A 25,132-nucleotide genomic window follows, 5' to 3' on the forward strand; every position below is an offset into this window, starting at 1 on the left:
AAAAGGGCGACCCGTCAGGGCCGCCCTTTTTTGCGTCACCGCTTGGCTGCGAACCAGCTTGCAAGCGGCGCCTTCAGCCTTTGCCGCGTTTCCACCCGTGTCTTGACCGACGCGATGGCGCGGTCGACGACCTTGCGCGATTCGGGCGTCAGATATTGGGTGGCATAGGCGTCCAGCTTGGTCGCCATCGCCGGGTCGGCCGAACCGCCACCCAGCCGCGCGAGCGCCTGGCTGCGCGCCGACACGTCGATCAGCGCCTCATATTGCGCCCGGTGCGCCAGTACGAAGTCCACCGCCTGCATTGGATGCTCATAGCCGACCTGCCCGATGATCGCGGCGCTGGTGGTCTTGCCCGGCTCGTCGGTCAGCGCCAGGTCCAGCGCCTGCGCGGCCAGCTTTTCGTCGCGCGCGCCGCCCAGCAATGCATAGAGCGTGCTCTTTTCCAGGTCGGTCTTCGACCCCTTGGCCATGGCGCGCAGCTTGTCCCAGGTCGCCTGATCGGCATTTTTCGCGATGATGCCCAGCCACACATTGCGCAGCGGTCCGTCCAGCGCGGTCGGATCGCTGTCCAGCGCGGCAAAGCGGCGATTGGCTTCGGCCACCACCGCCTGATCGCCCATGTCGCCCAGCGTCGACACCAGCGCGGATCGCAGCACCGGCACCTGCGACCCTTCGCCCGCCTTGGCGTCATAGCCGATCGTGGTGAGCACAGGCGTCAGCTTGCGCGCGCTATAGGCGACGACGCGGTCCTGCGCGGCCTTGTCGCCATCCAGCATGTCGTAGGCGCTGCCCAGATAGCCGGGCACTTCGGCCAGCACGGCGGGGCTGGCGCTCGCCGGCACCGCGTCGACCAGATCGAGCGCCAGCCCGATCGGCTGATATCCGCCCAGGCCCAGCGCGAAATTGTCGGCCAGCAGGCCGGTCTGGTCGATGCTCGCCAGCTTGGTGAAGTCTTTCGCCAGGGCCTTCACATTGGCTTGCGGATAGAGCGAACGATAATAGCCCGTCTGGCCGGCATTGACGACATAGGCGCCGCATCCGGGCAGCGTGACCTGCCCCTTGCCCTGCAGGATCAGGCGTTGCGCCTCGCCACCGACCGTCTGCGCCTTGACCGGCACATTCCAGCTGAGCGGCGTTTTATTCTTCTGGTCGCGGCTATATTCACCCTGGCTCAGGGTCAGGACGGTCTGCCCGCCCTTGCACTGGGCGCTGTCCACCTTGACCAGCGGAATGCCCGGCTGACTGGTGAAGTCATGGGCAATGCTGACCAGCCCCTTCGCGCCCGCGCCCTCGACCGCCTTCCACAGGTCGTCGGTGACGGTGTTGCCATAGGCATGGGCCTTCATATAGGCCTGAATGCCCGACTTCCACGCATTCTCGCCGGCATAGCCTTCCAGCATGGTGATGACCGCTTCACCCTTCTGGTAGGTGATGGCGTCGAACGCCTGGTTCACCTGATCGACGGTGGTGATCTTCTGCACGACCGGATGGGTGGTGGCGAGCGAATCGAGGCTCATCGCCGCCTCGCGCCCATCGACGCGGGTCAGCAGCATTTCCCAGTCGGGTTGCAGCTTGTCCGTCACCTTGGTCGCCATCCAGCTGGCAAAGCCTTCGTTCAGCCACAGATCGTCCCACCATGCCATGGTGACGAGGTCGCCGAACCACTGGTGCGCCATTTCATGCGCGACGGTTTCGTAGATGCGCCGTTTGGTCGCTTCCGACGTGAAGCGCGGATCGACCAGCAGCGCCCGTTCGAAGGTGAAGATCGCGCCCCAATTTTCCATCGCGCTGAAAAACTGGCTCTGGCCCGGCCCCGCCACATTGTCGAGCTTGGGCAGGGGGAAGGGCACGCCAAAATAGTCATTGAAATAGGGCAGGATGCTGGCCGACGCGTCGAGCGCCAGCTGCGCCTTGCCCGTATTGCCCTTGCCGGTGATCACGCCGACTTCGGTCTGGCCGGCCATCTTGGTGGCGCGTTCCAGTTCGCCCAGGCCAAAGAACAGCAGATAGGTCGACATTTTGGGGCTGGTGCCAAATGTCACGCGGGTCTTGCCGCCGCCCATGTCCGCTGTTGATTTGACCGGCATGTTGCCGACCGCCATCAGCCCCGTGGGGATGACGGCGCTGAGGTCAAATGTCGCCTTGTAGCTCGGCTCGTCCCAGCTCGGCACGAAACGGCGCGCATCGGGCGCTTCGAACTGAGTAAACAGCGCGCGCTTCGCCTGGCCGTCATTATTGGTGTAGTCGAGCGCGAACAGGCCGTTCGCTTGTTGGTTGATGACGCCGGCATAGGCGATGGCCAGCCGGTAATTGCCCGGCGCGACCGGCTTGCCGAAATCCAGGCTGACGGTCTGCGCCTGCGCATCGACCGTTGCCTTGCCCTTCATGGCGCGGCCGCTCGACGGGGTCAGCGTCACGTCGCCAAAGGTCAGGTCGGCGGCGTTCAGCACCAGCTGCGGCATGGTCTGGCTGACGGTCACGTCGATGACGGTGTTGCCGGTGAAGCGCAGGTTGGCCGCGTCGGGCGTCACCTCGATGGCGTAATGGCTGGGCGCGGCGCCGCGCGGCAATTGCGTGGTGATGCCGGCCGCCGGGCCGGTGGGCGCGGCGCCCTGCGCCAGCGCGGGCGTGGCAAGGGCGACGGGGGCGGCCGCGATCAGCAGCGGCAGGATTTTGGCAAAACTCATGGGATGACAGACTCCGACACGTCTTGAAGGGCTGATGAGATTATGTCTCTCGCCCGATGAACGCGGGATCAACCGTTTCGTCGCATCGGTCAAGCGATCACGCCGCGCAGCCCTGTCGTTGGTCGATGTCTGTCGCCCGTTCGTCAAACACATGAGCGCGCCAGTCAGCCCCGCCCACGATAGCCTGGCACATCCTGGGGCGGCAGCCACATGCCCGCCGGCGGCTCGCCCGACTGCCAGAACACATCGATGGGAATGCCGCCGCGCGGATACCAATATCCACCGATACGCAGCCAGATCGGCTGCATTTCCGCGAACAGCCGCTCGCCAATGCCCACGGTGCAATCCTCATGGAAACCGGCATGGTTGCGGAACGCACCCAGGAACAGCTTGAGCGATTTGGATTCGACGATCGTGTCGCCGGGCGCATAATCGATCACCAGATGGGCGAAATCCGGCTGGCCGGTCACGGGGCAGAGCGACGTGAATTCGGGCGCGGTGAAGCGCACCAGATAGGGGCGGCCGGGCCGGGGATTGGGCACATAGTCCAGGACGGCGTCCTGCGGCGAAGCGGGCAGGGCGCTGGTCTGGCCCAGATGAATCGGCGTGGTGGGAAGGTCGGTCATGACCGCGCATCTACGCGATCGCACGGCTGATGTCATCGCCGCGCATTGTTCACTTGCGGTTCAGTGCGTCTTGTGCCTTGGCTTAGCGATGGGGTCTCTTATTCGTTCGTTATGGATCGCCGCGCCATTGCTGATGGCCGCGCCGCTCGCCGCGCAGGACACGCAGCAGCCAAGCGGCGGATTTTCCCTGCCGCCGTCCCGCCCCGCGCCCGACCCCAATCGCCAGGGGCCTGAACTGGACGTCTACCGCGATCCGGTCACGCCGCGCGCCAGTCCGCCACCAACCAGTCCGCCCGTCACCGCGCCAACGGTGACGCCCCCGCCGGCCACCGTGCAGCCGGTGCCCGCGACGCCTCGGCAACAGGTGTCGCCGCCCCGATCGCAAACGCCTCGCGCAGCGCCATCGACCGAGCGCGACACCTCAACCCGCGCCTCGTCGCCGTCCGAGCCCGTCGAGCCGGAACCGCAGGCGACGCCAGCCCCGGCCAACGAGGCTGCGCCCGCCCCAGAGCCAGCGTCGCCTCCTGCGCCCGTGGAAAATGCCGCGACGCCGGACGCTGCCCGCGAACCATCGCCCGCGCCCGCGCCTGCCCCGCAGCAGGAGGCGTCGGCGCTATCATGGATCATTGGCGTCGTCGTGGCTCTGCTTGCTATCCTCGGCGCCATCCTCCTGCAACGTCGCCGCCGGTCGTCCGACGCCGCGCGCGCTCCTCTCGCCCCCGCGCCCGAACCAGCCGCCGCCGCGCCGCCGTCGCCCCGCCCCGACACCGCGCCGCCCGCTCCAGCGCCACCAGGTCCCGCCAAACCGGCATCCCCGCCATCCGACCGTCCCTGGATCGCGATGGACCTGGTCGTCAGTCAGGCGCGCTATTCGCTGATGGGCGTAACCGTCGCCTACGCGCTCATCCTCCATAATCGGGGCACGGAGGCCGCGCAGGATGTGCTGGTGCGCGGCGTCATCGGCAATGCCGGCGCGCAGCAACAGGCCTTGTTGCAGGATTTCCTCGCCGGGCAGGAAGGCACGCCGCTGCACAGCGCGGTGACGATCGCACCAGGCGAAACGCGGCAGCTGACGGGGGAACTGCGCCTCACACCCGACCGGATCGTCCCGGTGGCCATGGGACAGCGCAGTCTGCTCATTCCGCTGGCCGCGTTCGACGCCGCCTATCGGTGGGACGGGCCGGACGGCGACGATCTGCCGTCGGGACGAACCGCGCGCGCCTTCATCGTCGGCCAGGAACAGGAACCGCCGACCGATCGGCTCGCGCCGCTGCGCCTGGATCAGGGTCCGCGCCAGTATCGCCGTCCCGCCGCGCGCGCCGCCGCCGAACTCGCCCCGGCCTGACGCCTCTTTCCACGGCCGCTTCGTCGCCCTAAACCGGGATTGGCTTAGACACTCTTCCGGGAAAGGCGCCGCATGACCATTTTCGTGTCCACAGACTGGCTGGCGGGCGAATTGGGCAAGCCCGATCTCGTCATTCTGGACGCCAGCCTGTTCCTGCCCGGCACGCCGCGCGATCCGCAGGCCGAATTTGCCGAAGCCCATATTCCGGACGCGGCGTTCATGGACCTTCCCAGCCTCAACGACCCCGATGATCCGACGCCGGGCATGCTGCCACCCGACGTGATGATGACGCAGCGCATGCAGGCGCTGGGCGTGAACGCCGACAGCCGGATCATCGTCTATGACAACAGCCCGACGCACAGCGCCGGGCGCGGCTGGTGGATGATGCGCGTCTACGGCCTGGGCGCGTCGGCGGCGATCCTCGACGGCGGGCTCCCCAAATGGCGGGCGGAAGGGCGGCCGGTGGAAAGCGGCGTGCCGACCCCCGCACCCGGAAACGCCGTCGCCCGGCTCGATCGGACCCAGGTCCGCACCAAGGCCGATCTGCGCGCCAATCTGGAAAGCGGGCAGGCGCAGGTGATCGACGCGCGCGGCGCGGGCCGCTTCACCGGGGAAGAGGCGGAGCCGCGCCCCGGCATGGCGTCGGGCCATATTCCCGGCAGCCGCAACCTCCCATCCTCCGCGCTGTTCCTGCCCGACAACCGCATGAAGCAGGGTGACGCGCTGCGTCAGGCGTTTGTGGACGCCGGCGCCGACCTTGATCGCCCAATCATCACCAGCTGCGGCAGCGGCGTCACCGCCGCCATCCTGCTCGCGGGCCTTGAATCGCTCGGCAAGCAGGATGTCAGCCTCTATGACGGCAGCTGGTCGGAATGGGGCTTTGATCCCGCGACGCCCAAGGCGACCGGCCCAGCATGAGCGGTAAGGACAAGGGAAAGGACGGGCGCAAGCCCCTGACGCAACTGGTGCAGGCGGGCCGCAAGCCGGAATGGACCGGCATGCCCGGCCAGCCCGGCGGCATCGTCAGTCCCCCGGTCTGGCGCGCCTCCACCATCCTCTATGACGATGTCGCGCATCTGCGCGCAGCCGCCGCCAGCAGCACGCACGAACGGCTCTTTTACGGGCGCAAGGGCACGCCGACCGCCTGGAGCCTGGCGGACGCGATCACCGAGATGGAGCCGGGGGCGGAGGGCACTATGCTGTTCCCGTCCGGCGTGGCGGCGATCGCCTGCGCGTTGATGGCGGTGCTGAAACCGGGCGATCGGCTGCTCATGGTCGACAGCGCCTATGACCCCACCCGGTCCTTTTGCACCCAGATGCTGAGCCAGCACGGCATCGAAACCGTCTATTATGATCCACTGGCGCCGAACCTGGACGCGCAGCTTGCCAGCGGTCCGATCCGCGCCATCTTCTTGGAAAGCCCCGGCAGCCTCACTTTCGAGGTGCAGGATGTGCCGGCCATCACTGCCTGGGCGCGGTCGCATGGCGTCGTCACGCTGATGGACAATACCTGGGCGACGCCGCTCTATTTCCCGGCCATGGCCCATGGCGTCGACATCGCCATTCTCGCCTGCACCAAATATATTGTCGGCCATAGCGACGTCATGATGGGCAGCGTCACCGCCAATGCCGACTGGTTCGGCAAGATCCGCCAGACGGCCTATCTCTTCGGCCAGATGGTCAGTCCCGATGATGCCTGGCTCGCCTCGCGCGGGCTGCGCACGCTCGGCGTTCGCTTGGGCCAGCACCGGGATGGCGCGCTGGCGGTGGCCCGCTGGCTGAAAGATCAACCCGGCGTCGCGCGCGTCCTGCATCCCGCGCTTCCCGACTGTCCCGGCCATGCCCATTGGGCGCGCGATTTTTTCGGCTCCACCGGCCTCTTCACCTTCATCCTTGATGGCGGGGATGATGCCGCCCGCGCCGCGCTGATCGACGGGCTGGCGCACTTCGGCATCGGCTATAGCTGGGGCGGCTTTGAAAGTCTGGCCTTGCCCATCGATCCCGCCCGCTACCGCAGCGCCACGCGCTGGCAGGCGGCGGGGCCGGCGGTGCGGCTGCATATCGGTCTGGAGGACCCGGCTGACCTGATCGCCGATCTCGACGCCGGCCTCGCGCGCTTCCGGGCAGCATCCTGATGCAGCTTGTCCCGCCCGAATTGCTGGCGCGGCTGGAACGCAGCGCGGACTGGATCGAAGCCGGCATCGCACTTGGCGTGGCGATCGGCCTCTATATTCTGTGCGCCGCGCTGGCGCGGATGATCGCACGGCGGATCGAACCGCATTGCGCGCATCTTGGCCCCACTTTCCAGCCGCATGTGCGCCCGCTCGTCCGCCACGGGCTGGCGACGCTGTTCGTCGGCATCGCGACCGCGGTCTGGCCCACCGGCACGACCGCTAACATCGTCCTCGCCTGCGTCATGGGCTGGGCGCTGGCGATGGTCGCCAACCATCTGCTGCGCGGCGTGTCAATCCCGCTCTGGGCGACGGTGCCGCTTTCGATCCTGATCTTCGTCATGCTGCTGTCGGGCAGCACAGGGGGCATCACTCCGCTGGCGCAGATGATGGACAGCGTGGGCCTGCAACTGGGCAAGAGCCGCATCTCGCTGCTCGACGTGACCTCGATCGCGGCGATCGGCGTTGGCCTGTTCGGTGCGGTACGCCTTGCCAATCGCGTGCTGGCGCGCAGCATATCCCGCTCGCGCGGACTGGACGCGACCCAGAAGTTGCTGGCGGAAAAACTGGCGGGCATCGCCATCATCGCCGCCGCCTTCTTCTTCGGCATCGACGTGCTCGGCATCGACCTCACCGCCTTCGCCGTCTTTTCGGGGGCTCTGGGCCTTGCAGTCGGCTTTGGCCTGCAAAAGACGGTCGGCAATTTGATCGCGGGCATCATCCTGCTGCTCGACCGGTCGATCAAGCCGGGCGACGTCATCGTCGTGGGCGACAGCTTCGGCTGGGTGAACAAGATCGGCGTGCGCGCGGTCAGCGTCATCACCCGCGACGGCAAGGAACATCTGATTCCCAACGAAAATCTGATGACGCAGGAGGTGGAAAACTGGTCCTATTCCAACCGCAATGTGCGCATCCACATTCCCGTCGGCATCGCCTATGACAGCGATCTCGACCTTGCGCAGAAACTGATGATGCAGGCTGCGCTGGAAAGCCCGCGCGTGCTTCAGGACCCCAAGCCGAATGTCTGGCTGACCGGCTATGGCGACAATAGCGTCGACCACGAAATCCTCGCCTGGATCGCTGATCCCGAAGCGGGCGTCGGCAATGTCAAATCTGATGTGCTGGGCCGTCTATGGCACCTCTTTCGCGATAACGGCATCACCATCCCCTTCCCCCAGCGCGTGGTGCACATGGCAAAGTCGCCTGGGGATGAAGCTTGACCACCCGTCGCTTTCCAGGGTCGCATAGTGCGGCGGCAAAGCCTATAAGAACGCCATGTCGCCGCTGTTGCTCCTGCTCATCTTCGTCGCCACCGTCGCTGCGATGGAGGGTTTCGCTTATGTCATGCATCGCTGGGTGATGCATGGGCCGGGCTGGTTCCTGCATGCCAGCCATCACCGCCCGCGCACCGGCCATTGGGAAGCCAATGATCTCTATTTCGTGATCTTCGCCGTGCCGTCCATCCTGCTGCTGCTGGGCGGCGTGCAATGGAACTGGGGTGGCTGGGCGACGGCGGTCGGGGCTGGCATCGCGGCCTATGGCGCCATTTATCTCGGCTTTCACGACATCATCGTGCATCAGCGGGTGCGCAACCGCTATGTCGCCCGGTCGCGCTATATGAAGCGGATCGTGCAGGCGCACCGCCTGCATCATGCGGTGGAAACGAAGGAGGGCACGGTCAGCTTCGGCTTTTTGGTCGCGCCCCATCCCACGGCGCTCAAGCAGGAATTGGCCCGCCGTTCGCGCGCCGGCGTGCGAAAGCCCGTCAGGCCGGCAGATCCAGTCCTGCCACGTTGAAGCGGAACCGGGTGGTTTCATCCTTGGTCCCGGTGACCAGGTCGACGTCGATGGTCTTGGCGGCCTTGATCGCCTCATAGGCCTTTTGCGACGGTGGCAGTTCGATGCCGTCGTCGGTGGTGGTCATCCGCCCTTTCCATTCCATCGGTTCGCCGCCATCCGCGCGCGCCGTCACCGCGCAATCCGACAGGTCGCATTGGAAAGGCGCGCCGACCAGCTTCACCCGCACCGTCTTCTCGCCATTGCTCATCGGCTGGATCAGCAGCACGGAAAATGTGTCGGGGGCGGTCATCGTGGCGACGCTGTTGACGCTGCCGATATAGGCCAGCTTCGTTCCCTCGGCCTCTTCATATTTCCAGCTTCGGCCGATCTGCTCGCGCTGGGTCGGCGCCTTTGCCTCTTCCCCGCCGGAGCAGGCGCTCAACAGGGCGATGCCGGCCAATAGGATGCCATGACGCATGGGTAACGTCCTCCTTTCTCACGAAAGGGAGGAACGCGCGGGCCACAGCCCCGGTTGCACTCGCCAGACCTTAAGCGGCGTAGCGCGCTGCGGTTTCCCGGATCAGGGCGATCATGTTGGGAATGCCCTGGGTGCGATTGGAACTCAGCTGGTTTTTAAGGTCGAAGGGGGCCAGCGCAGCTTCGATATCCGTGTCGATGATCTGCGCCGCTGTGCTGTCCTGCACCGTCAGCAGCACCAGCGCGATGATCCCCTTGGTGATCGCCGCATTGCTGTCCGCCAGGAAATGCAGCCTTGCCCCCGTGGCGGCATCGCCATCCAGCACCGTGGGATAGACCCAGACGGCGGCCGAACAGCCCCGCACCATCGTCGCATCGGTTTTGAGCGCGTCGGGCATCGGCTCCAGCGTACGCCCCAGGTCGATCAGCAGGCGATAACGATCGTCCGCGTCGAGAAATTCATATTCGTCCTGAATGTCGGCAAGGGCCGGGGGGGCAGCGGGCATATCGGTCATGGCCGCCCATATAGGCGCAAAAGCGGTCGCGGGAACCCCGTTTACAGGTCGACGCCCGCCGCGATCGCTTCCAGCTTGCGGATTCGTTCCTTGAGGTCCGCCACCTCGATCCGCGCGGCGGCCGATGGCGGCGCGGCCTCTTCGCCCCGCCGGCCAAGCTCCGCCCGCTTGAGGTCCAGCCAGCCATTCCAGCCGCGCAGCGCCGCTGTGGTCAGGATGGCGATACCCGCCAGGGCCGTCGTCGCCAGCGTCAGATAAACATAGGGGTCCTGCATCTTAGCCTCCCTGTCGCGCCACGCTCAGTCGCGGCTGCGCAATTTGTCGAATTCCCGCTCCAGCGCGGTCGAATCATCGGTGGCGAGCCGTTCCAGCACGGCGACACGGTCCTTGAGCGCCTTCACCTCGGCGCGCAGCCGGTCGGCTTCGGGATCGGGGCCGCGATGGATGAAATCCTCGCCCTTGTGGCGGTTCACCACGCCCATCCGGGCCTTCACCACCTGCGCGATCATCACGATGGCGATGATGGCGACGACCATTTCAAACGGATTCATGTCTCTTGCTCCCTGTTGGCGCGTCCTGCCTCCGCTCGTCAGTTGGCGGGGCCGCGCAGCCTTTCGATCTCGCGGGTCAGCTGGTGGCTTTCGTCGGTGACGATGCGCTCGACCACCGCCAGCCGGTCCTTCATCGACCCGATTTCGGCGCGCAGCTGGGCATTTTCCTGGCTCAGCAGCTTGATGCGCTCGACCATTTCGTCATTCTTCTGCGGATAGACCGCCTGGCCCCAGGCGCCGTCCAGCGGATAGCCGTGGCGCACGCGCAGCCATGTGGTGAAGATCCAGCCGCCGATCGCGATGATCGCGATGAACAGCCCGGCGCCGATGATCCACGGCAGGTTGGGCATGATGATGGCGTCCACCATATCGGTCTTGTCCATGGTCCCTTACTCCCCTTGGCTCACGCCGGCTCAGCGCAGCGCGTCGATTTCGCGGGCCGTCCGGGTGGCGGGATCGGTGGCGATCCGCTCCAGCACGGCGATGCGTTCCTCCAGCCGGCTGATCCGGCCCACCAGCTTTTCGTTTTCGCTGGACAGGAGGTCGATTTTTCGACCGGCGTCGAAATCGGTTCGATGAACGGTGTTTCCGTTATCATCCGTAACGGGATAGCCGTGCTTGACGCGCATCCAGGTTGTGATGACCCAGGCGCCCATGGACAGGGCGATGATGGCGATCACGAAATTGGGTCCGGCAAAACTCATTGGCTCTCTCCTCCCTTAAGGATGCGGCGCTCAGCGCAGACTGTCGATTTCGTCCGCCAGGCGCGTGTTGCGGCTGGTATAATAGAGCTCGATGTCGGCGAGCCGGCGGTCGATGTCGCGGAATTTGGACCGGACGTCGCGGGTGGAACGGGCCGGATTGGCGCGCACCCCCTGCCAGAATTTCTCGTCGTCCCGGTCGCTGTAGAGGTCATTGGGCTTGGTGTCGGCGACAAAGCCGATCACGAAATAACCCAGCAGGGTCCAGCCGACGATGAAGAAGGACAGGACCATCGCGACACGGACCCAGACCACGTCGATCCCGGTATAGTCGGCGATGCCGGAGCACACGCCCATGAACTTCCCGTTCTTCTTGTCGAGATAGAATTTGGTGCGGCGGGCGCTCATGTCAGTTCCTCCGGTCGAAGTTGTAGCTGTCGTCCTGTGCCGGACGTTGCGGGCGGAAATCGGGATTGTCGGCGGCGACGATCCGTTCGACCGTCTGCAGCCTATCTTCCAGCCGACGGGCGAGAAGGTGAAGCTCGTCCAGCAGCTTCTCGTCCTCGTCGGTGATTTTGGGGGCCTGCTTCCACTTGGTGACATAGTGGAAGATCAGCCAGGGCATGCCGATGAACAGCATGCCGCAGATCATGATGGGCAGGAACACCTCTTCCATCGGATCAGCCTTCCTTGTTCATGCTGGCCTTGAGAGCGGCGAGATCGGCATCGACTTTGTCGGCCGACTTCAGCTCGGCAATCTCTTCCTCCAGCGTCTTGGGCTGCTGGCCCAGGCCCATGGCGTCGGCGCGGCCTTCGGCCATGTCCACGCGGCGTTCCAGCATGTCGAACCGGGCAAAGGCCTCGTTGACCTTCTCGCCGGCATAGGCTTCGCGCACCCGCAAGCGGTTCTGCGCGCTTTCCATGCGGCTCACCAGGCTGTTCTGGCGGGCGCGCGCTTCGCGCAGCTTGCCCTGCAACTTGGCGATATCCTCTTCCGAAGCCTTCAGCGCCTCGTCCAGCGTCTCGATCTCATGCGCCAGATGCTCGGCCATGTCGGCCGCCTTCTGCCGTTCGACCAGCGCCGCCTTGGCCAGGTCTTCGCGGTCCTTGCTCAGCGCCAGCTGCGCCTTTTCGGTCCAGCTGTCCTGCAACGCGGTCAGCTTGGCGATGTGCCGGCGCATTTCCTTCTGGTCGGCGATGGTGCGGGCGGCGGACGCGCGCACCTCGACCAGCGTCTCTTCCATCTCAAGGATGATCATGCGGATCATCTTCGCCGGGTCTTCCGCCTTGTCGAGCAGGTCGGTGACATTGGCGGCGATGATGTCTCGGGTGCGGGAAAAAATACCCATGTCTTGGCTCCTGGTGCGTGTTCTTGTGGTTTGGCCCTTACCCTTACGCCAGATAACGGGCGGGGGCGGGCATGTCGCTCGACGCGAGGATCGGCGCTTCGCTGGCGCGGGCCGGGCCGACCGCCGACAGGATCATCGTGGATCCGAACAGGACGGCGGCGATGGCGACCGACATCAGTTGGCCGATTTCGCGCATGTTGGTGGTCTTTTCCATGTTTCTTGCTCCCTGAACCTTGGCCTTCATGTGATTTCCGCATCTCGCTGCGGATTACCCATAGCTTTGCAGGGGGCGTGCCAATTTCGGAAAATGACGGAAATGCACGATATTTCAGCCTCGCACGCCGGTGGCGATCTGATGCCTCTTGCCAAGGGGTGGGAAATTTCACCATAAGTTGGCGCATGGAGAAAAATACCCAATTTGTCGGCCAGAGCTTCGCCTTTCTCGACGCGGTGGAACAGGCCGGCCGCGCTGCCGAACTCAACCGCCCGGTGCTGGTCATCGGCGAACGCGGTACCGGCAAGGAACTGATCGCCGAACGCCTCCACCACCTCAGCCCGCGCTGGGGCGAACCGCTCATCACCATGAACTGCGCGGCGTTGCCCGAAACCCTGATAGAAGCGGAACTGTTCGGCCATGAACAGGGGGCCTTCACCGGCGCAAACCGCGCCCGCGCCGGCCGGTTCGAGGAGGCCGATGGCGGCACTTTGTTCCTGGATGAGCTGGGCACCTTGTCGATGGCGGCGCAAGAAAGGCTGCTGCGCGTCATCGAATATGGTGAAGTCACGCGCATCGGCGCATCCAAACCCGTCCGCGTCGATGTCCGCATCGTCGCTGCCACCAATGAGGATCTGCCCGCCGCCGCCGATGCCGGGCGCTTTCGCCCCGACCTGCTCGATCGCCTCAGCTTCGAGGTCATCACCCTGCCGCCGCTGCGCGCGCGCGAAGGCGATGTCGCGGTGCTGGCCGATCATTTCGGCCGGCGCATGGCTGCGGAGATCAACTGGCCGCAATGGCCCGGCTTCACCGCCGCCTGTGCCGCCGAACTGGAAGGCTATGGCTGGCCCGGCAATGTGCGCGAACTGCGCAACGTGGTGGAGCGCGCCGTCTATCGCTGGGACGATCCCGCCCGGCCGATCAGCCGCATCACCTTCGACCCCTTCGCCTCTCCCTGGAAACCCCGCGCGATGATGCCGCGCCCTGAAACGCGCGAAGAAGCCTACGCCCCCCCGCCGGCCGCGCCCGCAACCCTGTCTTCACCCTGTGACGGCATCAGCGACCTCAAGGCCGCGGTGGACGCCTATGAAGCCGCCATCGTCCGCGCCGCGCTCGAACGCTACCGCTACAACCAGCGCGCCACCGCCAAGGGCCTTGGCCTCACCTATGATCAGCTACGCCACTGCATGAAAAAACATGATCTAAGCGCGGGTTGAGGAGGCCAAGATCGCGATCAGCGCCATTTTTTGGGTAAGGTTGTAACGCTCATTCTTCCCCCTGCGGAGGAGGTGGCTGGCGAAGGGTCAGGCAGGTTCGAGGGATCCTGTCATGTGCAGCCGTACTGGCGCGGGGCCGATCTGCTCCACGCCATCGATAGGGCGACACCCCTCCGTCCCGCGCTGCGCGCGCGACACCTCCCCTGCCAGGGGAGGATTGGCTGAGAACCACCTCCCCTCGTCATTCCCGCGAAGACAGGAATCCGAGACCCTGCCCCATGGCATGGATAAGCGAGAACGCTCCAACCCAAAACCAGCACTCCATCTCCGTTCGGGCTGAGCTTGTCGAAGCCTTGTTCTTGTTTGTCGGGGCTCAAGGCGAATGACCGATTTGGTCCGGACATACCCGACAGCAGTCGCAGAACCCTCATCCTCCCCTCTAAGGGGAGGTGGCAGCACGCAGTGCTGACGGAGGGGTGTCACCCTATCGCCGGCGAAACAGCCCTTTTCCCGCGCTCCGCGCGCGACACTCCGTTGGCCCGTAAAGTCTCTGTTCGATCGAAGCCCAGCACGAAGCACCCAGTAACGATCGAAGCGTTCATCGCCCCCTCTCACCCCAGCGCTTTCACCCGCTCCCCGATCACCCGCAAATCCTCGACGAACCGCGCGCGTTCGTCGGCCCTTTTCGCTTCGTCGGGGATGCGCAGTAAATAGCTGGGGTGCACCGTCACCCATCCTTCCGCGCCATTGTCCAGTGCGATCGCGGCGCCGCGCGTGCGGCTGATCGTAACCGCCTTGCCCAGCATCGCGCGCGCCGCCGTGGCCCCCAGCGCCACCACCAGACGCGGCCGCACGATGTCGAGTTCCTGGGTCAGCCACCATCGGCACGCCTGCACCTCCCCCGCGTCGGGGGTCTGGTGGATGCGCCGCTTGCCGCGCGCCTCGAACTTGAAATGCTTGACCGCGTTGGTGACATAGGCGCGTGCGCGGTCGACACTCGCCTCGATCAACGCCTGATCCAGCAACTGGCCCGCCGGTCCGACAAAGGGGCGGCCGGCCTGGTCCTCCTGATCGCCCGGCTGCTCGCCGATGAACATCAGCGGCGCGTCGAGCGGCCCTTCGCCAAACACGGTCTGGGTGGCGCCCTGGTGCAGTGGACAGCGGGTGCAGCCCATCGCTTCCTCGCGCACCGCCGCCCATACCGTTTTGCTGTTGCCGCCTGCGCCGCCCTTGCCGCCTGCCGGTTGCGCCGGCGCCCGGGGTGCGCGCGCGATCATGGCCGCCTCCCGCGCCTGCGCGCCAGCGACAAGGTCGGGAATGAGCGCCGCTTCGGGCAGGTTGCGCCAATATTTCTTGGGCATTTCCGACAGCATGGCCCCGGTCTTGAGCCGGGCCGGATTGAAGATCGCGGCATAATAGCCCTTCCATAGCGCTTCGACCGGGTCGCCCTCCGGCGCGTCGGCGCGGGTCGCGCCCGGTCCCTCGCGCAGCGTCTCGCCATCCCAATGGATGCTGATCTCGGGCGTCAAAATCGACCAACGCATCGTGGCGAAACGACGCATGAAAAAGCCGGCATTGGCGCGCACGATATGATGGTCCGGTTCGAACCAGGCGACGAAGCGCGCTGCGCCATCCTCCTCGACCTCCCGAAACCGCACGAAGGCGCGCATCTTGTGGATGTCGCGCCGCACCGCCTTGGCCAGGCCGTCGATCCGTCGCAGCAAGGGGTCGGCCTTGTCCTCCATCAGACCCGGCTGATCGCGCAACCGCGTCAGCAACTGATACAGCAGGGCGAACCGCTCGGCATCGCTATGCAATATCGTTGTTTCGGCCAAAGCGACGAAGGCGCGCGGGACGGAGAAGGCAGACCGCTCCGGCGCGGGAGGCAGGGGCGCGTCACCGAACAGGTCGCCGCTTTCTCCCTGCACCTGCCAGGTCACATGATCCGGCTCGACCCCCGCAATCGCCAGCCGCCGCGCGGCATTGCGCCAGCCATCAAAATCATCGGGCGCATCCAGCACCACGCGGTGCAGGGATGCGTCCTGATGGCCGGCCGGGCGAGACAGGGGTCAGTCCTCGGCCTGGGCGCGCTCCAGTTCGGCTGGCTTGCGCTCGGCAAATTTGGCGCCCAGTGTCTTTTCTTCCTCGGCGCTCAGATCCTTCGCCGCGTCGGGGAACATCTCTTCCTCTTCCTCATCGATGTGATGAAGGTAACGCTTCTTCAGCTGCGCGAATGTTTCGCGCCATTCCTTGCCGTTGAAGTCCTGCTCCTCCATTTCTTCCAGATAATCGTCGATTTCCTTATGCTCGGACACGCTATGCTGGGCATCCTCGCGCAGATCGGGGCGAGCCAGCATCGTAGCGTAGAGCGTCTCCTCCTCCGCCGCGGCATGGGCGGTCACTTCGATCTTGAACTGGTCGAACAGCTTTTTCAGCCGCTCTTCGTCCCCCTGCGCATCGTCCATCTTTTTGAACAATTGGCGGTGGCTATCATGATCCTGCTTCAGGCGGTGGAATATGGTGGCGTCGGCCATGGTCGCTTCTCCTCTTGTCGAGGGGAAGAACGACGCGCGCGCGGATTGGCTCCGCCTTTCAGCCGAAGAAGAAGCGGAAGATGATGGCGACGGGGATCCACAACAACGCGCCGATCACGCAGGCACCCCAGAGCTGCAACAGGTCGCGGCGAAAGCGCAACGCAAGGCCGCTGTGCGACAGGCCGCTCGCGTCCAGCATCTGCCAGCGGCGTTCCAGCCCCCGCGCCGCCACCGCATAGCCGCCGATCGCGACGATGATGCCCAGATGCAGCGCCAGCGATCCGCCCATTTTCGCGACGATGAAAATCTGCGCCAGACAAAAGACCACGAGCGCCGCCGCCAGATGGCTGCTGATCCGCTTGGCAAAGCCCTTGCGCTCCGCCCGATGGCCCAATGTCGTCGCCACGACCCGATCTCCTCTGTCCGACCTTGGCGACAGTATTTCGTACAGGCCGCTGTCAATCAACCTGAAATTGCGCTGCGGGGTGAGCAAATTGGTGTTTGTCGGATGGCTGGGTTGAGAGGTGGAGGATCTGTTTCCGCATGTGATTACCCAGAGCCAACAACAAAATATCCGTCATGCCAGCGAAGGCTGGCATCTCAGGCGGAGGCGCGTCACTATCAGGCATGGCGCGGGGCGGCTGCGCGTATGTCATGACGAACAAACCAAGAGGCGTTCTCTACATCGGTGTCACGGCTGATCTTGCCGCTCGGATTGAACAGCATTGCAACGGCGCCGGTTCTATATTCTGCAAGACATACGGCCTTACCCGCCTCGTTCTTGCCGAACCTCATGATGAGATCGCATTCGCTATTGCTCGCGAAAAGACATTGAAGGCGTGGAAGCGCGCATGGAAAATCCGGCTCATTGAAGAGACCAATCCCGATTGGCGCGATATTTCGGACCTCATGCTCTGATCGCCTGAGACCCCAGCCGTCGCTGGGATGACGAGATAGGCTTCGACGTTTTCAGGCCGTCTCACAACATTGGCGGACCAACAATGACCGATTCCCGACCATCCCAAACTGGTCCCCGCGCCTACGCCGCGAACAAATCGAGTTGCTTGGCGGGCGGAGCCAGGCGCGCGCGCAGGTCGGCGCTGTCGGTCAGCGTCATCGGCCGCCAGTCCGCCGCCACCAGGAAAGGCCGCAATTTGGTGATGGAGACGGTCAGTCGCGCCACATCCTCCAGCCGCAAGCGCCGGTGCCGACGGCTGGCGAGGATGCGGTCCACCGCCTTCACCCCCAGCCCCGGCACGCGCAGCAGCGCCTCGCGCGGGGCGCGGTTGACGTCGACCGGAAAATGGGCGCGATGGTTGAGCGCCCAGGCGAGCTTGGGATCGATGTCGAGCGGCAGGCATCCGGTCGCCGCATCGGTCGCCGCCGCGATCTCCTGCGCGCCATAGCCATAAAAACGCATCATCCAGTCCGACTGGTACAGCCGATGCTCGCGCAGCAATGGCGGTCGCTTGAGCGGCAGCACCGCGCTGGGCGAAGGGATCGGCGAAAAGGCGCTGTAATAGACGCGGCGCAACCGATGCCGGTCATAAAGGCTGCTCGCCCGCGTGATGATGGCGCGATCATCCGCCGCATCGGCCCCCACGATCATCTGCGTCGATTGGCCCGCCGGCGCGAAGCGGGGCGCGTGGCGATATTTGCGCCGCGCCTCGCCCTTGTCCTCCATTTCATTCCGCAGATGACGCATCGCGCCTTCGATGCGCGCGCCGTCCTTCTCCGGCGCCAGACGCTTGAGCCCCCCTTCCGTCGGCAATTCGACATTGATCGACAGCCGGTCGGCGTGCAGCCCCGCCTGCCGCAGCAGGTCGGGGTCGGCGTCGGGAATGGTCTTCAAATGGATATAGCCGCGAAAATCATGATCCTGGCGCAGCGACCGGGCCACCTCGACCATCTGCTCCATCGTATAGTCGGATGAGCGAATGATGCCCGATGAAAGGAACAGCCCTTCGATATAATTGCGGCGATAGAAATTGAGCGTCAGGTCCACCACTTCCCTGGCGGTGAACCGCGCCCGCCGCACATCGCTCGACCGGCGATTGATGCAGTAATGGCAGTCAAAGATGCAACTGTTGGTCAGCAGGATTTTGAGCAGCGATATGCAGCGACCATCGGGCGCATAGGCGTGGCAAATGCCCATGCCCTCGGTCGATCCAATCCCCTTGCCGCCGCGTGAATCGCGCTTTGCCGTCCCGGACGATGCGCAGGACGCATCATATTTGGCGGCATCGGCCAATATTTCGAGTTTCTGCCGGGTGGACATTTGCGCCATGATGTTCCTTTTATGTTCGTGCGGCCGGCTTGTCCATGATCTGGGTTGTGTCGCGGCATTTTGTCGCGAACAGTGCGGCGGAATATGACCGGCTCCTTCGTTGATGACGGGGGCGCGACGAGAAGGGGTGATCATGGACAGACGGCATTTTCTGCGCGCGGGCCTAGGCGCTGGCGCAGTGTCGCTGATGGCCGCACGGGCGGGGGCCGCGTCGCCCTTCAACGCCCTGGCCGGGGTCGAACCGATCCGCGCCAGCGTGGACCGCATCTTTCGTACCACCGTGTGCCTGCGACCTTTTCGCGCCGCCGGCCCGCGCATCGAGGTGGAGCAGGTCGGGCGCAAGCGGGTCGTCCACAATTACGGCCATGGCGGCAGCGGCTGGTCGTTGAGCTGGGGATCGGCGCAGCTGGCGGTGCCGCTCGCCATGGACGATGGTGTGCGCGACATTGCGGTCATCGGCGCGGGCGCGCTCGGCCTCACCGCGGCACTGACGGCGCAGCGGGCCGGTGCGCGCGTCACCATCTACGCCAAGGAGCAATTTCCTGATGTCCGCTCCGCCCGCGCCACCGGCACCTGGTCGCCCGACAGCCGCATCGCGATGGCGGGCGCGGTCGATGCCGGGTTCGCCGACCGGTGGGAAGCGATGGCGCGCGCCTCCTTCACCCATTATCAGAGCTTCCTCGGCCTGCCGGGCGCCCCGGTCGAATGGACAGACCGTTATATCCTCTCGAATGCGCCAGCCGCAGCTCCGACCATCGCGCAAGTGCCACCTGCGCCCGAACGCCGCGACGATTTTCTCCGTCTGGACGGGCGGCTCCGCGATATCACGCCGCATTCGGTTGAATTGCCGCGCGGCGCGCACCCCTTTCGCGCCGACCGGGTCCGCCGCAATTCATCGCTGACCTTCAATGTCGCAGATCTTGCCCATCAATTGACCGGCGATTTCCTGATCGCGGGCGGACGGATCGAACCGCGCGTCTTTCACACGCCCGATGATCTTGCCGCGCTTCGGGAAAAATCCATCATCAACTGCACCGGCTATGGCGCACGCGCTCTGTGGCGCGATGACAGCATCGTGCCGGTGCGCGGCCAGATCGCCTGGCTGATCCCGCAGCCCGGCGCGACCTTCGGCGTCTATTATCGCGGCATCGCGCTGCTCGCGCGGCGCGATGGCATCGTCGTGCAGCCGGTCGGTCAGGATGACTGGTTCGGCTATGGTGACGCCAATGAAACGCCCGATCCCGCCGCCGCGCGCGCGGCGGTGGAGGAGGTTGCGACCTGGTGGGCCTGACCGCTCCGGTCAGTCCTCGTCGGGCACGCGGCTGACCCGGATCGACTGCGCGTTCATCTGCGCCCCGCCAAAGATGGTCATGAAGGCGATGTCGGTCGCATCGCGCCCCACCGCGATCCGCGCCATCGTCTCGACCGGTGCCAGCCCCGTCGCATCGACGAGGTGCCAGGCGCCGTCCAGCCACACTTCCACCACCGCATGGAAATCGGGCGGGTCGAGATCGAGCGCATAAACCGACACCAACCGCGCGGGAATGTCGCGCGAACGGATCAGGGCGGCGGTCAGATGCGCAAAGTCCCGGCACACGCCCTGCTGCGCAACGAAGGTGTCGGCCGCGGTCGTGGTGATCGTGGAGCTGCCCGACACATAGGCGACATTGTCGCGCACCCAGTCGACCAGCGCTTGCACCAGCGCGCCGCCGTCCAGATCGGGGAAATGACCACCGACGAAACTGCCGAAGCGGTCGGCCTCGCAATAGCGGCTGGGCCAGATGAAGGGCAGCACATCCTCAGGCAGGCTGGGCAGCGGGCTGCGCGGCAGGTGGCGGATCTCGACCGGCGCGCGGTCGATGTCCAGTGTCGCGCGATAGGTGCTGACCATCCGGCCCGTGCCGGTGCGGGTCCAGGTCCGCCGGCCAATGCCGCTGCCGCCAACCTTGTTGGTCAGCGGGCCTGCATTGTCGATGATATGCGACTGGGTCAGCACACGCTGGTCGGGCACGGCGGCGGCCTCGACGGCGAGCAGCACGTCGGTCGGGCAGGCAAAGTCATAGTCTAGGATCGCTTCGATCGCGATGCGCATGGGGGATGATCCGAATTTGGAGAGCGGGCGCGAATCGGCCCGTACCGCGCAGCTTCGCCGTCCCGCAGGCATGGCGCAAGCGCATTAGCGATGGCGGGTGGGAGAGGGCGGTTCCGGACGTCCTCATTTTGCCCTTGGCGTGGTGCGAAAGGAGGAGGTCGACTGGAGCGTTGCCTGAGCGGACAACGGTCGGCTTCGATTGCTCAAAGCTGGTACCACGTCGAGCGCGCGCCGCAGCCACTATCCGAAGCATCCTTCGGCCGCGCCCGTTGGCCCGGCGCCTGACGCGAACACCACGCACGTCCTGCCGCCAAGATGGCCATCGCTTTGCCAAACGCCGCTACCCGTCCGCCGCCGGGCAAACGGTAAAAGGCCCGCAGCGCAGGGAAGCGCGGCGGGCCTTTTCGGTGCATGATGCGCCAGGCGGGCGAGCATGAGCGAAGGGCGCGCGGGCTGATCCGGCCAGCGCCCCCATTCGGCTTATTCGCCACTATCCTCCGCATCGGGTCCGGTCATCATCCCGTCGGCCACTTCCTCGGTCTTGCCGCGGATCGCCTTTTCCAGCCGTTCGGCCAGTTCGGGATGTTCTTTCAGATAGGTTTTGGCGTTTTCCCGGCCCTGGCCGATGCGGATCGAATCGTAGGAGAACCAGGCGCCCGATTTCTCGACCAGTCCCGCCTTCACACCGATGTCCAGCAATTCGCCGATCTTGGAAATGCCCTCGCCATACATGATGTCGAATTCGACCTGCTTGAACGGCGGGGCGACCTTGTTCTTGACCACCTTCACCCGGGTTGCGTTACCCACGACGTCGTCGCGATCCTTGATCTGGCCGGTGCGGCGAATATCGAGCCGGACCGAGGCGTAGAATTTGAGCGCATTGCCGCCGGTCGTGGTTTCCGGATTGCCGTACATCACGCCGATCTTCATGCGCACCTGGTTGATGAAGATCACCATGCATTTGGAGCGGGAAATGGAGCCGGTGAGCTTGCGCAGCGCCTGGCTCATCAGCCGCGCCTGCAAGCCGACATGGCTGTCGCCCATCTCGCCTTCGATCTCCGCGCGGGGGACCAGCGCCGCGACCGAATCGATCACCAATATGTCGATCGCGTTCGACCGCACCAGCGTGTCGACGATTTCCAGCGCCTGTTCGCCGGTATCGGGCTGCGACACGATCAGTTCGTCGATGTCGACGCCCAGCTTCTTGGCATAGGCGGGGTCCAGCGCATGTTCGGCGTCGACGAACGCCGCCGTCCCGCCAGCCTTCTGCGCTTCGGCGATGGCGTGCAGCGTCAGCGTCGTCTTGCCCGAGCTTTCCGGCCCGTAAATCTCGATGATGCGGCCCTTGGGCAGGCCGCCAATGCCCAGCGCAATATCCAGACCCAGCGATCCGGTCGAAATGGATTCGATCTCGATCTTCTCGCGCGACCCCAGCTTCATCGCCGAGCCCTTGCCAAAAGCGCGGTCGATCTGGGCGAGCGCGGCATCCAATGCTTTTTGTCTGTCCATATTCCCCGTCTTCTTGGAATCGATAAGTTGGAGCATTGCGGTCATCGGCCCATCCCCTGTCAAGCGGATCGCGCCGAGTCTGCCGGCGCTGGACGATGATGTATCCTATTTGTTCTCATGGAACAAGAGGGGAACGGAATTTTCCTATCAGGCGGAGAATTCGCGCCTTAATTCCCCACGATCCGGCCCAGGGCGCGTTCCACCGCGCCCATGGTAAAGGGCTTGGCCAGCGTCGGCCGATCGGCATGGGCGGGCGGCAGGTCGTCGGCCATGCCCCCGGTCGCAAAGGCGAAGGGAATGCCCGCCTGCGCCAATATGTCGGCGATCGGCCAGCTTTTCTCGCCCTGCAAATTGCAGTCGAGCAGCGCGCCGTCGAAACCGCCCTGGCGCGCCTGCTCGCACCCCTCATCCACCGTCGCGACCAGCGCGTGCAGCCGATAACCGAGCGCATCGAGATAATCTTCGAGCATCATGCCGATCATCGCTTCATCTTCGACGACGAGGATGGATTTTGCCTCGGACATGCCTGTTTCCTTTGTTCGACCGGGCGCTTCGCTAGCCCAATGGCGCGCGCTTGCCCAGCCCCCATGCCCCGAGCGGGCGCAAGATCATTCCGCCGCCGGATGCATCGCCATCGTGTCGCGCGCCGCCTGCGCCAGCTGGTTGACGGAAAAAGGCTTGGGCAGGAAGGCGACATTGGCGATGTCGATCGACTTGCGCAGCTGTTCCTCGGCATAGCCGGACATGAACAGCACCGGCAGATGCGGGTGGCTGACGCGCGCGCGCGCCACCATCGCCGGTCCGTCCATATTGGGCATGACGACGTCGGAGATCAGCAGGTCGATATCGTCATGCGCGGCCAGCACCTCGAGCCCCTGTTCCCCATCATTGGCGGTCAGCACCGTGTAGCCCTGGCGCGTCAAGGCGCGCTCGGCGACCGCGCGCACCATATCCTCGTCCTCGACCAGCAATATGGTGCCCGATCCCCATGTTTCGGCGCGCTTCACCGGCTCGCGCGCCGGCGCCTCCTGCTGCGCGTCGGCGCCCGAATAGACCGGCAGATAGATGACGAAGCTCGCTCCGCGGCCCAGTTCGGATTCGGCAAAGATATAGCCGCCCGACTGTTTGACGATGCCATAGACGGTGGACAGGCCCAGGCCCGTGCCCTTGCCCAGTTCCTTGGTGGTGAAGAAGGGCTCGAAAATCTTGGCCAATATGTCGGGCGGAATGCCCAGGCCCGTGTCCGACACGCGCAGCGCGGTATAGTCGCTGACGGGCAGGATCTGCTGACGCATCTCCCGCGCCTTGGCGGCGGGCACGGCATAGGTCTGGATGTTGAGCGTGCCGCCTTCGGGCATGGCGTCGCGCGCATTGACGGCCAGGTTGACGATCACCTGTTCCAGCTGCCCCGGATCGGCCCGCACCGCGCCCAGATTGCGGCCATGGCTGACCTCCAGCCGGACATTTTCACCCAGCAGCCGCTTCAACAGGTTCGACACGTCCGACACGATGTCGGGCAATTGCAGGATTTGCGGCCGCAACGTCTGCTGCCGGGAAAAGGCGAGCAGCTGCCGCGTCAGCCCCGCCGCGCGATTGCTGTTCGACTTGACCTGCTGGATGTCGTCATAATCGCTGTCGCCCGGCACATGGCGCATCAGCATCAGGTCGCAATGGCCGATGATTGCGGTCAGGATATTGTTGAAATCATGCGCCACGCCGCCCGCCAACTGGCCGATCGCCTGCATCTTGGTGGCCTGCGCCACCTGACGCTTGAGCTTGCTTTCCTCGCTATTGTCTTTCAGCGACAAAAGCACCGCCGCCTCGCCCAGGCCGCGTACCCCCGCCAGGCTGAGCGCGGTCGGCTCGTCGGGCTGGTCGCGCATGCGCACGACGATATCGCCCGACATTTGCGGGCCGACGGCAAAGCGCCGCACCGCATCCGCCACCGCCGCCTGATCCTCGCGCGCGACCAGATCGCCGGGATAGCTGGGCTTGTCCCCGGATTTAAGGCCTGCGGCGCGGGCAAACGCCTTGTTGACGAACAGGATGCGCCCGTCTCGATCCGCCATCGCCAGGCCAAAGGGCAGCAGCGACAGCAGGGTTTCGATATAGGACAGCGCCGACGTGCCCCCGCCGCCGGTTGGCTCGTCGATCAGCAGCAACAGCATCGGCCCGTCCTGCACCGTCGCCTGCGTCGCGCCCGGCTGGCTTGCGCGGCGCAGCGGCACCTGAAGCAGCCGCAGCGGCAACCCGCCATTTTCCTCGCGCGCCAGGAACAACCGGCCCTTGTCGTCGACCCGCATATGCGCGGCGAAGTCGCGACCGGTGATGTTGGCGTCGATCCGCCCTGCCGCGCGCAGCAGGAAGGCGCCATTGGCTGCGCGAATGCGCCCTTCGCCGCCGATCATCACCGCCATGATGCCCGCTTCGCCCAGCTGCCGCCCGGCTTCCCCGGTCAGGAAGCGATGGACATCGTCCAGCGCGCTTGGCTGCCGCACCGGGGTGAAGCGCCACAGAAGATAATCCTCGGTCCGCCCGGTACGGGCAATGTCGACGTCCAGTCGCAGCGCCCCCATCGCCAGCCCTTCCAGCTTGCCGTCGCCGTCGCGCCAGGCGGCGCGCGCGGCCTGCGAGAGGCTTTCGGTCAGACCCGCGTCATTGCTGACGCCCGGCGGGGTGGGATAGCCGGGAAACCATTCGCCAAACAGGTCGCTGGCGCACACCAGCCGGCCCGACCGGTCGGTGACGGCGATGGCGATGTTGGACGCGTCGGCGGCGGCGCGCGCGACCGTCCAGTCGGGCGTCGCCTCACGGTCCGCCAGCGCCGGCGCGGTGAGGTGGCGATACCAGCGCATCAGCGCTGCAATGGCGATCACGCTTGCGGCAAAGCCCGCCGCCAGCACCGCATCGCCCGCCGCATAGAGGATGAGGCCCGCCGACAGCAAAGCTGCGCCCAGCAGCATCGGCAGGACAAAGGGCGACGGTGGCTGGCCCAGCCACGCTTCATCGTCCGTCTTCAGCCGTGCCGCCATGACCGGCCAACCCCCTGCATCGCCATCGAAACCTGCGGGCGCGGCG

At 65.4% G+C, this 25,132-nt stretch carries 28 protein-coding genes; 8 read left to right on the forward strand and 20 right to left on the reverse strand.

Annotated features, from left to right (window positions below; translation table 11 throughout):
- Positions 1 to 35: 35 nt before the first annotated feature.
- Positions 36 to 2,687 (reverse strand): M1 family metallopeptidase, encoded by a 2,652-nt coding sequence (locus tag SAB01S_RS07785; protein WP_062732494.1) that lies wholly within the window; start codon positions 2,685 to 2,687, stop codon positions 36 to 38.
- Positions 2,688 to 2,851: 164 nt separating this feature from the next.
- Positions 2,852 to 3,313 carry a preQ(1) synthase gene (queF, locus tag SAB01S_RS07790; RefSeq protein WP_062732495.1) on the reverse strand — a complete coding sequence of 154 codons (462 nt, stop codon included), beginning with the start codon at positions 3,311 to 3,313 and terminating at the stop codon, positions 2,852 to 2,854.
- Positions 3,314 to 3,401: 88 nt separating this feature from the next.
- On the opposite strand from queF, the gene SAB01S_RS07795 reads away from it, so the two are divergent.
- The 5 genes from SAB01S_RS07795 (at position 3,402) to SAB01S_RS07815 (ending at position 8,626) form a co-directional block, all read left to right on the forward strand.
- Complete coding sequence (locus SAB01S_RS07795) at positions 3,402 to 4,658, forward strand: hypothetical protein (protein WP_062732496.1); 1,257 nt, start codon at positions 3,402 to 3,404, stop codon at positions 4,656 to 4,658.
- A gap of 72 nt (positions 4,659 to 4,730) precedes the next feature.
- Positions 4,731 to 5,576, forward strand: coding sequence for a 3-mercaptopyruvate sulfurtransferase (gene sseA / locus SAB01S_RS07800; protein WP_062732497.1), 846 nt, complete (start codon positions 4,731 to 4,733; stop codon positions 5,574 to 5,576).
- On the forward strand, positions 5,573 to 6,793 hold the full coding sequence (metC, locus tag SAB01S_RS07805; RefSeq protein ID WP_062732498.1) for a cystathionine beta-lyase: 1,221 nt from the start codon (positions 5,573 to 5,575) through the stop codon (positions 6,791 to 6,793). Before sseA ends, metC begins: the two co-directional genes overlap by 4 nt.
- Complete coding sequence (locus SAB01S_RS07810) at positions 6,793 to 8,049, forward strand: mechanosensitive ion channel family protein (RefSeq protein ID WP_062732499.1); 1,257 nt, start codon at positions 6,793 to 6,795, stop codon at positions 8,047 to 8,049. The genes metC and SAB01S_RS07810 overlap by 1 nt, the downstream gene beginning before the upstream one ends.
- A 55-nt stretch (positions 8,050 to 8,104) precedes the next feature.
- Positions 8,105 to 8,626 (forward strand): sterol desaturase family protein, encoded by a 522-nt coding sequence (locus tag SAB01S_RS07815; protein WP_062732500.1) that lies wholly within the window; start codon positions 8,105 to 8,107, stop codon positions 8,624 to 8,626.
- Here SAB01S_RS07815 and SAB01S_RS07820 read toward each other — a convergent pair.
- The 10 genes from SAB01S_RS07820 to SAB01S_RS18605 form a co-directional block, all read right to left on the reverse strand.
- The gene (locus SAB01S_RS07820; protein ID WP_062732501.1) at positions 8,595 to 9,086 is read right to left on the reverse strand and encodes a hypothetical protein; all 492 of its coding nucleotides are present in this window, start codon (positions 9,084 to 9,086) and stop codon (positions 8,595 to 8,597) included. The genes SAB01S_RS07815 and SAB01S_RS07820 overlap by 32 nt on opposite strands.
- A gap of 70 nt (positions 9,087 to 9,156) precedes the next feature.
- A complete protein-coding gene (locus SAB01S_RS07825; RefSeq protein WP_062732502.1) occupies positions 9,157 to 9,600 on the reverse strand; it encodes a SufE family protein in 444 nt (147 codons plus the stop codon).
- A 41-nt stretch (positions 9,601 to 9,641) separates the two neighbouring features.
- Positions 9,642 to 9,875, reverse strand: a complete 234-nt coding sequence (locus SAB01S_RS07830; protein ID WP_062732503.1) for a hypothetical protein — start codon at positions 9,873 to 9,875, stop codon at positions 9,642 to 9,644.
- A gap of 24 nt (positions 9,876 to 9,899) precedes the next feature.
- The gene (locus tag SAB01S_RS07835) at positions 9,900 to 10,151 is read right to left on the reverse strand and encodes a hypothetical protein (protein WP_009823248.1); all 252 of its coding nucleotides are present in this window, start codon (positions 10,149 to 10,151) and stop codon (positions 9,900 to 9,902) included.
- A 38-nt stretch (positions 10,152 to 10,189) separates the two neighbouring features.
- Complete coding sequence (locus SAB01S_RS07840) at positions 10,190 to 10,534, reverse strand: hypothetical protein (RefSeq protein ID WP_062732504.1); 345 nt, start codon at positions 10,532 to 10,534, stop codon at positions 10,190 to 10,192.
- Between the two features lie 30 nt (positions 10,535 to 10,564).
- On the reverse strand, positions 10,565 to 10,855 hold the full coding sequence (locus SAB01S_RS07845; RefSeq protein ID WP_062732505.1) for a hypothetical protein: 291 nt from the start codon (positions 10,853 to 10,855) through the stop codon (positions 10,565 to 10,567).
- A 30-nt stretch (positions 10,856 to 10,885) separates the two neighbouring features.
- Positions 10,886 to 11,260, reverse strand: a complete 375-nt coding sequence (gene pspC, locus SAB01S_RS07850; RefSeq protein WP_009823245.1) for an envelope stress response membrane protein PspC — start codon at positions 11,258 to 11,260, stop codon at positions 10,886 to 10,888.
- A gap of 1 nt (position 11,261) precedes the next feature.
- Positions 11,262 to 11,528, reverse strand: a complete 267-nt coding sequence (gene pspB, locus SAB01S_RS07855; RefSeq protein ID WP_021226643.1) for an envelope stress response membrane protein PspB — start codon at positions 11,526 to 11,528, stop codon at positions 11,262 to 11,264.
- A 4-nt stretch (positions 11,529 to 11,532) separates the two neighbouring features.
- The gene (pspA, locus tag SAB01S_RS07860; RefSeq protein WP_062732506.1) at positions 11,533 to 12,201 is read right to left on the reverse strand and encodes a phage shock protein PspA; all 669 of its coding nucleotides are present in this window, start codon (positions 12,199 to 12,201) and stop codon (positions 11,533 to 11,535) included.
- Positions 12,202 to 12,244: 43 nt separating this feature from the next.
- Positions 12,245 to 12,415 (reverse strand): hypothetical protein, encoded by a 171-nt coding sequence (locus SAB01S_RS18605; protein WP_169534108.1) that lies wholly within the window; start codon positions 12,413 to 12,415, stop codon positions 12,245 to 12,247.
- A gap of 185 nt (positions 12,416 to 12,600) precedes the next feature.
- Here SAB01S_RS18605 and pspF point away from each other — a divergent pair, with 185 nt between their 5' ends.
- Complete coding sequence (gene pspF, locus SAB01S_RS07865; protein ID WP_062732507.1) at positions 12,601 to 13,632, forward strand: phage shock protein operon transcriptional activator; 1,032 nt, start codon at positions 12,601 to 12,603, stop codon at positions 13,630 to 13,632.
- Positions 13,633 to 14,243: 611 nt separating this feature from the next.
- Here the strand turns inward: pspF and SAB01S_RS07870 are convergent.
- From SAB01S_RS07870 to SAB01S_RS07880, 3 genes are read right to left on the reverse strand one after another with little or no spacing between them, the layout of a single operon-like run.
- Positions 14,244 to 15,665, reverse strand: coding sequence for a UdgX family uracil-DNA binding protein (locus SAB01S_RS07870; protein ID WP_062732508.1), 1,422 nt, complete (start codon positions 15,663 to 15,665; stop codon positions 14,244 to 14,246).
- 36 nt (positions 15,666 to 15,701) lie between these two features.
- The gene (locus SAB01S_RS07875; RefSeq protein ID WP_062732509.1) at positions 15,702 to 16,166 is read right to left on the reverse strand and encodes a hemerythrin domain-containing protein; all 465 of its coding nucleotides are present in this window, start codon (positions 16,164 to 16,166) and stop codon (positions 15,702 to 15,704) included.
- Positions 16,167 to 16,224: 58 nt separating this feature from the next.
- Positions 16,225 to 16,572: a hypothetical protein gene (locus SAB01S_RS07880; RefSeq protein ID WP_062732510.1), complete on the reverse strand. Its 348-nt coding sequence runs from the start codon at positions 16,570 to 16,572 to the stop codon at positions 16,225 to 16,227.
- 221 nt (positions 16,573 to 16,793) lie between these two features.
- Here SAB01S_RS07880 and SAB01S_RS07885 point away from each other — a divergent pair, with 221 nt between their 5' ends.
- Complete coding sequence (locus tag SAB01S_RS07885) at positions 16,794 to 17,084, forward strand: GIY-YIG nuclease family protein (RefSeq protein ID WP_083951219.1); 291 nt, start codon at positions 16,794 to 16,796, stop codon at positions 17,082 to 17,084.
- 121 nt (positions 17,085 to 17,205) lie between these two features.
- On the opposite strand, the gene SAB01S_RS07890 is transcribed toward SAB01S_RS07885, so the two are convergent.
- Positions 17,206 to 18,453, reverse strand: a complete 1,248-nt coding sequence (locus SAB01S_RS07890) for a putative DNA modification/repair radical SAM protein (RefSeq protein WP_062732512.1) — start codon at positions 18,451 to 18,453, stop codon at positions 17,206 to 17,208.
- A 133-nt stretch (positions 18,454 to 18,586) separates the two neighbouring features.
- Between SAB01S_RS07890 and SAB01S_RS07895 the strand changes: the two genes are divergently transcribed.
- Positions 18,587 to 19,744 carry an FAD-dependent oxidoreductase gene (locus SAB01S_RS07895; protein ID WP_062732513.1) on the forward strand — a complete coding sequence of 386 codons (1,158 nt, stop codon included), beginning with the start codon at positions 18,587 to 18,589 and terminating at the stop codon, positions 19,742 to 19,744.
- A gap of 9 nt (positions 19,745 to 19,753) precedes the next feature.
- Here SAB01S_RS07895 and SAB01S_RS07900 read toward each other — a convergent pair whose 3' ends face one another.
- The 4 genes from SAB01S_RS07900 to SAB01S_RS07915 form a co-directional block, all read right to left on the reverse strand.
- Positions 19,754 to 20,545, reverse strand: a complete 792-nt coding sequence (locus tag SAB01S_RS07900) for a transglutaminase-like domain-containing protein (RefSeq protein ID WP_062732514.1) — start codon at positions 20,543 to 20,545, stop codon at positions 19,754 to 19,756.
- 480 nt (positions 20,546 to 21,025) lie between these two features.
- A complete protein-coding gene (recA, locus tag SAB01S_RS07905; protein WP_062732515.1) occupies positions 21,026 to 22,099 on the reverse strand; it encodes a recombinase RecA in 1,074 nt (357 codons plus the stop codon).
- Between the two features lie 122 nt (positions 22,100 to 22,221).
- Positions 22,222 to 22,578 carry a response regulator gene (locus tag SAB01S_RS07910; RefSeq protein ID WP_021226631.1) on the reverse strand — a complete coding sequence of 119 codons (357 nt, stop codon included), beginning with the start codon at positions 22,576 to 22,578 and terminating at the stop codon, positions 22,222 to 22,224.
- An 84-nt stretch (positions 22,579 to 22,662) separates the two neighbouring features.
- The gene (locus SAB01S_RS07915; RefSeq protein ID WP_062732516.1) at positions 22,663 to 25,086 is read right to left on the reverse strand and encodes a hybrid sensor histidine kinase/response regulator; all 2,424 of its coding nucleotides are present in this window, start codon (positions 25,084 to 25,086) and stop codon (positions 22,663 to 22,665) included.
- Between the last annotated feature and the right edge of the window lie 46 nt (positions 25,087 to 25,132).

This window comes from Sphingobium abikonense NBRC 16140 (assembly GCF_001598335.1).
GTDB lineage: Bacteria > Pseudomonadota > Alphaproteobacteria > Sphingomonadales > Sphingomonadaceae > Sphingobium > Sphingobium abikonense.